This window comes from Flavivirga aquatica, assembly GCF_001747085.1.
GTDB classification, from domain to species: Bacteria; Bacteroidota; Bacteroidia; order Flavobacteriales; family Flavobacteriaceae; genus Algibacter_C; species Algibacter_C aquatica.
In genome coordinates this window covers 283,159-297,037 of sequence record NZ_MDJD01000054.1, presented here as the reverse complement: position 1 = coordinate 297,037, position 13,879 = coordinate 283,159, and the positions used below count along the sequence as shown (strand labels likewise).

The following is a 13,879-nucleotide window of genomic DNA, read 5'->3' as shown; positions in this document are numbered from 1 at the left end:
TAAATTTATATTTTTTAATTTATTAAACGTCTTAATACAAAGCCATTTACCCATAATTGACCAGAATTTGCTATATTTTTAAATTCAAGAATAACTGGTGTGTTACCTTTAATCTTAAACTTAGATTTTACAGATAATGGTTTGCGTTCTCCAGTGTTATCGTTTTCATAATAATTTACAATATGATCTTCTGCCTTTGTTGTGAATTTGCCTGAAACATCTGTAATGGTGACTTCAATATTATTGGTCAGTTTTTTAGTATTGTTTTTTCTGGCGTGATGAAAAGTTTCTATGTTATATAGACCTTCTTTTAAGTTTGATATTTTTAATTTTAAAACACCTTTTTCTATATAAATACCATCGGCTCCCATAAAACTTAAATCACCTAACATTGTTGAAGAATCTCCTAACCAGTTAATTTTAGAAGTTGATGTTATTTCGATTTTAGCATTATAATCGTTTAACAAAAATTCTAAGTCGTTATTTGATTTTTCTGTCCATTCTAACCAATCAAATTGAACGAGTTGTTGTTTGCCGCCAATATCTACTTTCGAAATTGGGTAATCGTAAATAGGTTTTGCGTTTTTTGTTATTTCATTAGTATTAAAAGGTTGCGTACTTATTGAAACTTTTGCGGGTTTTAATCCTTTAGACTTGGCTGAAACAGTAATGCTTCCAGTGTTTTCACTCCCTTTAATATATATAGTTGCTACGCCGTTATGTGGTGATGCTGGATTTGCATTTATATGACCATTATCTATAATGCTACCTGCTCCAGAAACAGAAAATTCTATGTTGTTAGATGAAGAGGTTACAATTTCGTTGTTTTTGTCTAGGATATAGGCATGAACCATCCTAATATCTGAACCACCAGCAAAAAAAGGTTGATTATTAATATTAAATTTTAATGCTATATGATGAGGAGTTTCTTGTTTACTTCGAGAATGTTCTGAAATAATTTCATCGTTATTATAGCCTACAGCTTTTAAACGTCCCTTTTTCCATTTGTAATTGAATGTAAATGAGGGATGATTTAAATTTGACTTAGTAGTATTGTTATCAGGAAATTGTTTAGCTATAAGGAGGTTATCATGATATAATGCAACCATTTGGCAATTACTAAACACTCGAATTTTTCCAGTATTTGAAGCTGTTTCGTCTGCAATATGAACTATCGGTTTTTTTATGAGTTCCGATTGATACCAGTAATAAACAGGTTTTGGTATTCTGTAGGCCGATAATATCCCGTTTTGAGATGTAAACCCTCGTTTCCAGCGAGTATAATCTTTGTCTGGTTGTAAACGATTGTAATCGGCTCCAACCCAGGCAATGGCTGCAATGTTATTTTTACTTTTCTTATATCTTGAAATATGGAATTGATTAACATCTGCGTTTACAGAGGAACCATGTTCCATAACCATAGAAAAAGCACCTTCAGGAAATTCAGATCTTCTGTAGTCCATGGTAGCATGAATATCTGTTACACCTTCATTCTTAACACCATTCCAAGGGCTGGAAGCAGAAGCCGTAAGTCGAAAAGGATCTTCTTCTTTAGTGGTGTTTTGCATGCGAGGTACTGGTCCTCTGTGATTAATGCCCGCTCCCCAAAAAACAATCGATGGATGGTTTCTGTGATTTCTTATCATGTGTCTTGTAGCATCCTCTAACTTTGAAAACCAAAGGTCATCACTCCACATGATCCATGTAGAAGGTTCTTCGTAAACTAGAATCCCTAATTCATCACATGCTTTAATAAAAGCATCGTCTTGTGTGTAATGTGATAATCTTATTATATTAAAACCTGCTTTTTTATATTGAAGGGCTTCGTTGTAATGAAACGAATTAGGTATAGCATCTCCTATATTTGGATAATTTTGATGGCGGTTAGCTCCAATCAAAAATATAGGGTTTTCATTTAAAACAAAGCCTTTACCTTTTACGAGTTTAAAAGATCTAAAGCCAAAGGTGTTTTCTACAAAATCAACAGGCTTATCATGGTTATAAATTACAGAATGAGATCTGTATAAATACGGAGTATTTGGCGACCATAAATGAAAATTGTCTTCTATAGTAGTTGTTTGCCTAAAAGTGTAATTGGAGTTTCCTTCTATGGTTTTATTATGAACTATAGTTTTTAAAACATAACCTTTTGCATCAATGATTTTAGTTACTATTTTACAGTTTTTAGAGGTTGAGTTTTCGTTTTTAACGGTTGTTTTTATGGATACCGTACCATTATTTTTATTAACTGTTGGTGTTGTAATATGTACCCCCGCATCATAGTCTTCCCAATTAAAGTTTACATGTAGTTTATTGGTAGTTACTAAGTATAAATCTCTATACAAGCCTCCAAATTTTATATAATCTGTTCTATGTGGATCTGGAGCTATGGTTTTATTAAAACTATTATCGGCTTTAATGACTATTAAATTATCTTCTCCAAAATTCACAAAATTAGTGATGTCAAAATGAAAAGGAACATAACCGTTGACTTTAAAATCACCAACAGATTTTCCGTTTACCCATAATTCTGTAGCGTTATGTACACCTTCAAATTCCAGAAACACTTTTTTTGTATGATCATCATCTACAAAAACCTGTTTTCTGTACCACCCAAAATCTCTTAAGTATTTTTTTTGAACCCAAGTTTCTTGTATACTATCCATTTCATAAGAAACGAGTTGTAGAGTATGAGGGACAGAAACACTTTCCCAGTTGGAATCATTAAAATTTACAGATTCAGGATGTTCATTAGTATTTCCTAAATGAAATTTCCACCCTAAATTTAAATTATACTTTGTTCTTTGAGTAGAAATATTTCGTCTTGGTAAATTGTTTTTTTGAGCAACCATGAAACTGGTAACAAGTAAAAAAATGAAGCTAAATCGAATCTTATTGTATTTGTAAAACATAATGCTAAATCGAATTTTTATTGTATTTGTAAAACATAAAGCTAAATTCATACATTTAAAAAATATCTAGGATGTCTTATGTTAGGATTAGTATAACATATGTTTAAATTTATGTATAACAGAATGTTATGTGGTAAATAGATAAGGTTGATTTTTGAGTTTTAACACATATGTTATGGTAATAAAAACGTACCGTATAATAAAAAAACTGTTTTTAGGTATTTTTGAATTCAATAATAAAAAGGTACAATGTTTTATAAACTATTTAAAGATTAGGGTTTTTAGTGAATTTTAATTAAAACTAATCGCTATTTTATTATTTACTCTCAAAAATTAATAACATATTTACTCTATAAATGAATAAGTTTCAAACTAGTTTAACAACCTTTCTTGCTGTAGCTTTTTATTTTGTTACGGTTACTTCTGTGTTATCACAAGAACGTCCTAATATAATTTTTATACTTACAGACGATCAATCCTATGGGCTAATGGGATGCGATGGGAATACCATCGTGCAAACTCCAAATATTGATAAATTAGCAGAAGAAGGAGTACTTTTTACTAATGCACACATAACAAGTGCCATTTGTACGCCTAGTAGGATTTCTATTTTATTAAGCCAATTTGAGCGAAAGCATGGTGTTAATTTTAACTCAGGCACCAGTGTTTCCGATGAAGCATGGGAACAGTCTTACCCTGTAGTGATGCGAAAAGCAGGATATTATACAGGTTGGATTGGTAAAAATCATGCGCCTGTAGGAGAAGGAGGGTATACCAGTGAGCTAATGGAGAAAAGCTTTGATTATTGGTATGCAGGTCATGGGCATATACGTTTTTACCCAAAGGATGTACATGATATATTTAATGATGCTATAGCTAGTACACAACCAGAAATTATTAATGAAGGTGTTAATGATTTTATTGATAATAATGAAAGGCGATTAAAAAGTGCTATTCGGTTTTTAAAAGAACGTCCAGAAGATAAACCTTTTATGCTTTCTGTGAATTTTAATTTACCTCATGGTGCGGGTACAGGGTCTATGCGATTAAGAGATACAGACGATACTATTTATAAAACCTTGTATCGTGATTTAGATATCCCTTTACCAGATAATTATATAGCAAAAGTAGATATTAAAAACCCAAAATTACCTGCAGATTTATTAAGAACAGAAGATAGGCAAACAGGATATAATTACTCAAATACTCCACAAGGCTTTAGAGAACGTTATATACGTCAATTACAAGCTATGACAGGTATTGATCGTTTAGTCGGAAATTTAAGAAAGAAGCTTAAAGACTTAAAACTAGATAAAAATACCATTATTATTTTTACTTCAGATCATGGTTTGTTTATGGGAGAGCAAGGTTTAGGAGGAAAAGCATTGTGTTATGAAAAAACGACACACGTACCTATGATTATTATGGATCCTAAAGTAAAGCGTAAATTAAAAGGCATAAAAAGTGATGCTTTGGTACAAAGTATTGATGTTGCTGCAACTATGGTATCTATGGCAGGAATAAAAAAACCTGTAAGCTTTCAGGGAGTAGATATTTCAGGATTTGTTAAAGGAGACAAGGGCGCTATTAGAGATTATCTTTTTACAGAAAATTTGTGGTCTACTCAGTTTGGAAATCCAAGATGCGAGGCAGTACAAAATAAAGAATGGAAATATATAAGGTATTATAAAAATAATACGTTTTCAGCATCTAAAAAAATTGAAACGGCAAAACAATTGGGTATACCTATAAATAAAATATTATATGCTGTACATGACCCAGATATAGCTACATATAGAAGTTTTATTGAATCCTCATTAGAAGGGGAACAACCTGTTTACGAAGAGCTGTATAATTTAAAAAACGATTCACAAGAACTTCATAATTTGATTAAGTATGATCAATACAAATTGATACTAAAAATGCTAAAGGTAGCTTGGGAAGTTAAAATTAAAGAGGCCAGGGGTACAGGAAAACCTAAAGTATATAGATATACTAATGATAGTCACCCGAAGGGAGGACATTAAAAATCAATTTTAAGCAAGAATTACTTATTTATATATTGAAGAATGAATTCAAAAAAAATACTATTCGTTTTTAGCTGTTTACTTATAGTAAATACAGTTATAGCACAAGATTTAAAGTTTTTTAAAGATCTAAAGAGTAAAAATGTGTCTTCTGATTCGAGTATAGAATGGACTCAGTTTGGACCAGGTATGAGCGGGAATAATAAATGTGCTTTTTGGCATCCCACAGATGCTAATGTTTTATTTATTTCTCCTAATATGGGAAATTCTTATGTGTCTTATGATAGGGGGTATACATATCAAACCGTTTTAAATGCAGATGCTCCAGGTGTAAAAATAGGCAACAGAGGCCCCGAAAAATTTAGTAGCCTAGATTTTTCTAGACAAACGCCAGATTTTGGTTTTTCTACAGATTTAAAAACAACAGGTATTTTTGTTACTAATAATAAAGGGAAGACATGGAGTAAACAAATAAGTTCACAATCTGCATTTGGTAAATCAAAAATGTCATGTATAACTGTTGATCCAAAAAATGAAAATATATGGTATGTTGGGGCAGGACTTATGAGATATACTGGACGTATTTTGTTTACTCAATCAAAACCACATGGAACCTTTATTGATAAAAATAGTCAAGGAAAAATTTGGAAGAGTATTAATAAAGGGGAAACATGGAAATTAATAAATAAGGGGTTACATACTAAAGCTGAAGTTGAAACTATAATTGTAGATCCTACAGATTCAAAAACAGTTTATGTATCTACAAACTATGGTTTTTATAAAAGTAAAAATGGAGGGAAAAGCTGGAAGCTAAAAAGCAATGGATTAGATACTGATGTTATTAGATCTTTTGTAATGCATCATGATTCAAAAACAAATAAAATAACCCTATATATTGTTGCAGCAATAACATGGAAGGCTAATGGGAAAACCATTGAGGACAATACAGGAGGAATATTTAAAAGTATAGATAATGGAGAGAGCTGGACAAAAATAAATGGCGATTTAGCTTTGGATATGCGTCAATTTGAAAAAAATAAATCAATAAAAAAGAGTTACTATCATGTTGTTGCCCATTATTTTGGAATTAAAGATAAAGAAGCTCAAAGTAAGTATCCAGAATTATCATCTAGTATTACGCCAAGATATACACAAATAACAGTAGACCCTAGTGATGTAAATAATTTGTACTTAATAAATATGTATTCCAATGCATCAAGAAACAATTTTATACCGGGTTCAATGTGGCGTAGTAAAGATGGAGGTAAGCATTGGTATATTACTTTTAGAAATGGAAAGAATTGGAATAAAGGTGGTGATTTACAATATTGGAAAAAAAGAAATAATCCAATAGGGACTAATGTAGAAATTCTTTATTTGCACGATTGGATTAATAGAGATAGGTACGAACGTAAAGCTTGTAATTATGCGAAGTTTAATGTAGAGGGAACAATATTACACACACAATTGGCTAAAATATCTTTAATGTCTTATGATAAAGGAGATACATGGGTAGATGTGGACGATGTTAGAACAGGATCAAGTTTTAATAGCTATATAGGAGCAGGAAATAGTAATGTTCCTGGGCATGGCTTTTATCAAGATAAGCGTTTTCCTGGCAGCGTGTTTTGTTCGGCAGGAGAAAATTCACTTTGGGTAACTAATAAGGATAAGAGCCCGCTTAGACCAAATAGGCAGGCTGCAACTAATAATAAGATTTTAAAAGATGAAGCATCTTTAAGTTGTTATGCCATACATCCAAAAGATAGTACAATACATTATGCATTGTTTTTTAGGCAAGCACACAGAGGTGATTTAATGCGATCTACAAATAGTGGGAAAACGTGGGTGAAACACGGTACGCCTATTCCTAAATGGAATATTAAAGCACATTCGGGAGATCAATCTGTTCATCAGTTAAATTTAATTATTGATTCGGAACAGCCTGACAATATGTATTTTTGCGTTCCAAAATCGACTAGAAATATGGAATATGTAGGAGATACTGTTACTGGTTTTGGAGTACATAAATCGACAGATGGAGGTTTTACATGGATAGAATCAAATAAAGGGTTACCTAAAACTTTAGACGTTTCTACAATTAAATTTGATCCTAAAAACAACAATGTATTATATGCTACTGTTCAAAATAGAAATGGAGGATTATACAAATCTATTGATAAAGCCAAACATTGGGTACGTGTAAAATCAACAGATGAAATATCAGGTGAATTTGGGATTAATGATATTCATTTTGCAATAGATGGAAAAGTTTATATCACTTCCGGATATAAAAATGCAGATAAAAATCAAGGTGGTTTGTGGGTAAGTGATAATGGTTTTCAAACTTGGAACAAACTATTTGACTATCCATGGGTAAATAGAGTAGAAGTAGCCAGATACGATTCTAAAACTATACTTATTTCTACTTTACCAAATAAAAAGATAGGATACCTAAATCCAGGTACTTATTTATCTAAAGATAGCGGTGAAACTTGGATTAAAATAAATAAAGGTAACGGACAATCAGACAGAATAAATGATATTGCTATCGATTATTTTACGCCTGGCAAATACTACGTGTCAACTTACGGTAGTGGTTTTTATGTTGCTAAAGATTTCAGAATTTATAAAGAAAATTAGTTAAACTTAATAATTTGATTAATTGATACTGTTTTCCAGAGAAATACACAGCTCTAACGTGTTACAATAAAAAAGAATGGTTAAAATTGAACATATGTTATGTTATTCTATAACTATGGTTCTTTTATGGTTTTCTCATGTACTAGTTTTGTGTTAGAATCATTTGAAATTTTAAATGATTTTTTAATAAGTATAAAGAGTATTATAATACCGCAAGAGATATTGAAATCTCAACAGGAAAGCATTTCTAGCCAATAGAAAAACGAAAACAAATTAAACATAATTAAAAAATGAGAAAAATATTCTTTTTAGCGTATTTAACCATGCTAACTATTTTTGGCTACTCAACAGTGCAAGCCCAAGATATCAATTTTAATGAGTCTTGGAAGTTTTATAATGCTGAAGCTAAAGGAGCAGAACAGGTTACATTTAATGACAATAATTGGAGGGAGTTAAACTTACCACACGATTGGGCAATAGAAGGACCTTTTGATATAAAGTACAATGCTCGTGCAGGTGGGCTTCCATTTCATGGTACAGGTTGGTATCGTAAGCATTTTAAAATGAATGCTGATGCTAAAGGGAAAGTAGTAAGAATGGAATTTGAAGGCGCGATGTATGATGGGCATGTTTGGGTAAATGGTGAGTTTATAGGGAGTCGTCCTTATGGGTATATAGGGTTTGAATTTGATATTAGTAAATATTTAAAGTACGATGGATCAGATAATGTTGTTGCAGTTCGTTTGCGTCCGCAAGATTTATCGTCACGTTGGTATCCAGGAGCAGGGTTATATCGCTCGGTTTGGTTAAAAATTGATAACCCTATACATGTTGGACAGTGGGGAACCTATATAACGACACCTACGGTAACAAAAGATTTAGCTGTTGTACAAAATGAAACAGTTGTTGTAAATAAAAGTAAGAATAAAGTAAAAGTAAATATAAAGCAAGCGTATTTTTCTCCACAAGGTAAATTAGTCATGTCTGTTGATGAAGATACTAATATAGAAGCGAATTCATCGTATACTTCTGAGTTGTTCTGTAACATAGAAAACCCTGAGCGTTGGGATACGGAAACCCCTAACTTATATTCGGTTACAACAACAATAACACAAAATGGAAATGTTGTTGATGTTTATAAAACTAAAATAGGATTAAGATCTATATCTTATACATCAGAAGGGTTTTTCTTAAACGGAAAAAAAGTACGTTTTAATGGCGTGTGTTTACATCATGATAATGGCGCTTTAGGTTCTGCAGTATACCGTCGAGCAGATGAAAGAAAGTTACAGATTATGAAAAGTATGGGGGTAAATGCTATTCGTACGAGTCATAACCCACCTTCAAGAGAGTTATTAGAACTTTGTGATGAGTTAGGGTTAATGGTACAGGATGAAGCTTTTGATGTTTGGAAAATGGAAAAAGTACCTAATGGTTACAATGTTTTTTTTGATGAGTGGGGAGAAAGAGATTTAAAAGACATGATTAAAAGGGATCGTAACCACCCATCAATAGTGATGTGGAGTATAGGTAATGAGATTATAGAACAAAAAGATGCTAAAAATGGTTGGCGAGTAGCAAAAAAATTGAATGCATATTGTAAAGAAATGGATCCTACACGTCCAACTTCGGCAGGGTTTAACCATTCGCCAGCACCATACGATAATAATATGGCACAACAGGTTGATATTGCAGGTATGAATTATAAACCATTAGGTTATTCCGAAATTCATAAAAAATATCCACAATTACCATTATGTGGAACAGAAACTTCTAGTTGTACAAGTAGTCGTGGTGTGTATCATTTACCTATAGAGAAATACCAAACTCATAAATCGCTTCATGTAACAAGTTACGATTTAATAGGACCAGTTTGGGCATATCCACCAGATATAGAATTTCATTATCAAGAACAAAACCCTTTTATAATGGGAGAATTTATTTGGACAGGTTTCGATTATTTAGGAGAACCAACACCTTATGGAGGAAGAGATAACTCTACTAATGGATACTGGAATGATGACTGGCCATCTCGTAGTTCTTATTTTGGTGCTGTAGATTTATGTGGGTTTCCAAAGGATAGATTCTATTTGTATCAAAGTCAATGGACAAGTGAACGAATGATTCATTTATTGCCACATTGGAATTGGAAAGGTATGGAAGGTAAAGATATTCCTGTGCATTGTTACACAAATTGCGATGAGGCAGAACTTTTTGTAAACGGCAAATCCATGGGGAAAAGAGTAAAAGGAAAGGATTTAACAGAAATTAAAGTAGTTTTTAATAATTATGAATCTAATACTTTTCAATCTAAATACAGATTATCTTGGAATGTTCCTTACAAAGCAGGAAACATTAAGGTAGTTGGTTATAAAGATGATAAGGTAGTACAAGAGGAACAAATATTTACAGCAGGAAAACCTATAAAAGTGAGTTTATCTGTAGATAGAAAAGAAATACATGCAAATGGTGAAGACTTGGCTTATGTAACTATAAGAATAGAGGATAAAAACGGTAACTTATGTCCAGAAGCTACTAATCTAGTTAATTTTACTGTAAAAGGAGCAGGTAAATTAATAGCAGTAGATAATGGAGACCAAACTAGTGTGGAATCTTTTCAAGGAAATGAAAGAAAAGCATTTAGTGGGATGTGTTTAGCGGTATTAAAATCGTCTAAAATAGCAGGTGAAATTAAATTAATAGCTAAGTCTAAATCATTAAAAAGTGATTTGATTATTGTTAAAACGAAGTAATACCAATTTAATTGATTTGATGGTTTAGCCTGTAAAAGTGAGTGTACATTTTATAAAAGTCTATTTGTATATATAATATGTTTTTTGGTATGAAATACGGCGTAGATAAAAGCTACTCTCCAAATGGAGACTTATGGCAAAGCGTTAATTACAATTTTGATGAAAAAATAAGCCTAATAAATTAAAAACGGTTTAAAATAATAATCACAATAATAAAGATTATCTATAGCATAGCATTTATAACGCCTACTATATTTTTTGAATTGTTTTTAATTATAAATTACAAGAATAGAAAAGGAAAATACATCGCTATTTAAGGTATTGATAATGGTATTTTGAAAAGTATTTTATTGCAATGTATATTTTCAAGTTACCAGGATAAAAAGTGAAAGAGGTTTTCTTAAATAATTTTTAAGAAAACCTCTTTTTGGTTTTAGTACGTTTTACTTTTTTATGATGTTATAAGTTCTAAATCTCCTGGAATCCAGTCTTTATCAAACCAAGGATTTAAAGGGCCATAAAGGCGAAGTATTACATTAAAGCTTTTATTAGGCATGGTTTGTATCCAATTTCCTCTATTATTAGCAGGTTCATACGGTCCAAAATAAATAGTACAAGAGCCATCTGGATTAATTATAAGTTCTTCTTTATTACTATCAAGTCCAGCTTTTTTTTGATCGGTTTCTAACATAGAGCGGGTTTGTCCGTCGTAAACCATAAAAGACCAGAAATTTTCAACAGGAACATCTTTAGGCAATGTTGCCATATAAGTATTAGCTCCATTTAGATAGTTTCCATCAACATCTTTGCTAGTTATCGCATATACAGAACCCGTTCCTGGTTCTGGCTTAACCATTTGGGGAGTAATTCCTGTAGCATAATAATGAAAGAAGGCTCGATCATTTAGTACCATTTCTCCTTGATTCATAAAATCATAATTTACGCCTTCTGCAAAGCAAGTGTACCATTGTCTTTCTCCTGGATAGTAATAATATTTCTCCTTACGAGGTGCAAATGTTAATGCTCGGGCAGTAGCATTAGCTACTTTTACAGCATCTTTTAATATTGCAGACATGCGGCTGTTTGGAGCAAAAATTTCACCTTTTTTTATTCCAATACTAGCAAACATACCAACAGTTTCAGGATCGAAAGCTGTAGCTGGTTCATATTGGACTACTGCATTTAATTCTTCATAAAATTTAAAATTATTGGCATGTATGGTGTTGAACTGTATACCAGAAAGGTTTATAAAATTTTGTTCTATTTCTATGTTTTTAGGTGAGTTGTAAGGATATTGAATATCCGTAATTACTAATAATTGATTAAAAATGCTTATTTTGTTAAAAAAACAAGTCATGAATATTTTTAGTTTTACCGCCCATTTTGATAGTGAAGAAGCTTGTCGTACTCATTTTAAGCAAGAAAGAGATAAGATAGGAGTTAAATGCCAGCGTTGTGGTCATACTCATCACTATTGGATAAAGGCTGTTTGGAGCTATGAGTGCAAATCTTGTAGAGCCCGTACATCTTTGAGAAGTGGTACTATTATGCAAAATTCTAATCTATCTTTTATGATATGGTATAAGACAATGTTTTTGATGACTACTACCAAGAAAGGATTTTCTTCTAAAGAAATCCAGAAACAGCTTGGTTTAAAAAGGTATGAACCTGTCTGGGCGATGGTTCATAAACTTCGTAAAGCAATGGGTAACAGAGATGCTCGCTATACTTTAGAAGGTATGATTGAAATGGATGAAGGTTATTTTACGGTCGAATCTTCTGAAATAGAGCAACAAAAAGGAAAAAGAGGTCGTGGTGCAGTAGGAAAGCAAAACGTAATGATAATGGCAGAATCCACTCCCTTAGAAGACCCGAAAACCAACAAGAAGGATCGCCAATGTCTCTACTTTAAAGCCAAAGTGCTGACAGATCATAAGGCTGATGGTGTAAATGATACTGTTAAAGAGTCTTTAGACGAACAAAGCATTGTTTTTACTGATAAAAGTACTTCATATGTTGATATTGCTGATTTTGTAGAACTACATATTAGTGAAAAATCAGATAAACAAACTACTAAAGAGACCTTGAAATGGGTACATATTACCATAAGCAATGCCAAACGAAACTTACTTGGAAATTATCACAAAATTAAAGGCAAATACCTACAACTCTACCTAAACGAATTTGTTTACAAACTCAATCGAAGATATTTTGAGGAAAAACTATTCGATAGACTAGTAATAGCTGGAATTACTGGATTATGAGTAAAAACGGATATTCAAATAAGGATACATTTTAAAATTATCTTTAATATCTTGAACTGTTTCAGGTCGTGTTTTACCATCAGGAACTGTTACACGAAAGAACATTAAATTGCGGTAAGTACGGGTTGTACGCATATCATAAGTGTCAGGTATATGTGTTTCATCGTCAATATGTTTAAATACAGTTGTTTTTTCAGGAACAAGATCTGTTACATAGCGAAAATAGGCATCGTCAATAGGACCTAATATATTAGCGGGTGTTTCTATAACTATAGGAGCATCTTTAACATTTAATTCAGCTATGCAGTAAATAGTAGTAGAATTTGCTGTTAAGAATAATGACCTAGCATCCATTAATTCTTCAAAAATAGCAAGATCTTCAGGGTTTACACCTTCACTTTTAATACCTTCTAAAACAGCGTATACAGAAGCAGCAGGAATACCATTTAAGAAAGTTTCTACACCTCGAAGATAATCAAGGTTGTCGTAAACTTTTTCAATAGTGTCGGGTAGAGGCATACCATCAAAGAAATTTAGTGTACCTAATCTTTCGGTTTCAACGATATCTGGAGTTAAAATATTTTTTGGTACATCAGCTTTAAATATAGGTTGCTTTTGTGCCACATTTACATCCATAACGTCGTCTAAATTGTTTTCATTCATCTTTTAATTAGTTTTAGTATTAATTTTAATAAAATGTAGGTTATTACATATTATTTTAACATGTTTATTCTTGCTAAATTAATAATATATTATGTTTTATTTCTTAAATAAATCAATAATTTACATCTATTTATTTAGTATTTAAGGTGTTGGTAATTAGTTTTTTATGTTTTTTTTGAGGTTATATGTAGTGGTTTAAGAGAGAAAGAAAATATTTTAGTAGATAAAAACGACGGTTTTCTCAGATAAACCTATTGGAATCATAACAGCATCTGCAAGTGGAGAAAAAGGGCATAAGGAGTTGAAATTGATTATGGAAACTATTCAAACAAAATTTACAGATAAAACAACCCTTTTAATTTAAGGAATAAAAGGGAAAATTGATGAAAATGGAAAAATAATCAATAAAAATACAGAAATTGAACTAAAAAAACTCGTTGAGTCATTTAAAAATCTGATAGAAAATTCTGCATCTATAAGATCGTATAATTAATAATAAGCTTGGTATTTAATGTTGAGAGAACTTTAATCTTTTACTTATTTATGTAAACCATATCCTTCTTATCAATCTATAAAGAATGAAAACACTATTTATAGATTTTGATTTCTTAGGAAAG

General features: G+C 31.6%; 7 protein-coding genes. 4 read left to right on the top strand and 3 right to left on the bottom strand.

Going from position 1 to position 13,879, the window contains the following annotated elements; genetic code table 11:
- Window positions 1-14: 14 nt before the first annotated feature.
- Window positions 15-2,912, bottom strand: a complete 2,898-nt coding sequence (locus A8C32_RS15680) for a glycoside hydrolase family 2 TIM barrel-domain containing protein (protein WP_069831355.1) — start codon at window positions 2,910-2,912, stop codon at window positions 15-17.
- 356 nt (window positions 2,913-3,268) lie between these two features.
- Between A8C32_RS15680 and A8C32_RS15675 the strand changes: the two genes are divergently transcribed.
- From A8C32_RS15675 to A8C32_RS15665, 3 genes are all read left to right on the top strand, one after another.
- Window positions 3,269-4,939: a sulfatase-like hydrolase/transferase gene (locus tag A8C32_RS15675; protein ID WP_069831354.1), complete on the top strand. Its 1,671-nt coding sequence runs from the start codon at window positions 3,269-3,271 to the stop codon at window positions 4,937-4,939.
- 42 nt (window positions 4,940-4,981) lie between these two features.
- Window positions 4,982-7,582 carry a WD40/YVTN/BNR-like repeat-containing protein gene (locus A8C32_RS15670; RefSeq protein ID WP_069831353.1) on the top strand — a complete coding sequence of 867 codons (2,601 nt, stop codon included), beginning with the start codon at window positions 4,982-4,984 and terminating at the stop codon, window positions 7,580-7,582.
- Between the two features lie 290 nt (window positions 7,583-7,872).
- Window positions 7,873-10,335, top strand: coding sequence for a glycoside hydrolase family 2 TIM barrel-domain containing protein (locus tag A8C32_RS15665; RefSeq protein ID WP_069831352.1), 2,463 nt, complete (start codon window positions 7,873-7,875; stop codon window positions 10,333-10,335).
- 451 nt (window positions 10,336-10,786) lie between these two features.
- Here the strand turns inward: A8C32_RS15665 and A8C32_RS15660 are convergent, their stop codons facing one another.
- The gene (locus A8C32_RS15660; RefSeq protein WP_069831351.1) at window positions 10,787-11,692 is read right to left on the bottom strand and encodes a DUF1214 domain-containing protein; all 906 of its coding nucleotides are present in this window, start codon (window positions 11,690-11,692) and stop codon (window positions 10,787-10,789) included.
- Here A8C32_RS15660 and A8C32_RS15655 point away from each other — a divergent pair.
- The gene (locus A8C32_RS15655; protein ID WP_069831286.1) at window positions 11,691-12,599 is read left to right on the top strand and encodes an IS1595-like element ISAlg2 family transposase; all 909 of its coding nucleotides are present in this window, start codon (window positions 11,691-11,693) and stop codon (window positions 12,597-12,599) included. The genes A8C32_RS15660 and A8C32_RS15655 overlap by 2 nt on opposite strands.
- Here A8C32_RS15655 and A8C32_RS15650 read toward each other — a convergent pair.
- A complete protein-coding gene (locus tag A8C32_RS15650; RefSeq protein ID WP_069831350.1) occupies window positions 12,594-13,262 on the bottom strand; it encodes a DUF1254 domain-containing protein in 669 nt (222 codons plus the stop codon). The two genes, A8C32_RS15655 and A8C32_RS15650, sit on opposite strands and share 6 nt — an antisense overlap.
- Window positions 13,263-13,879 lie beyond the last annotated feature (617 nt).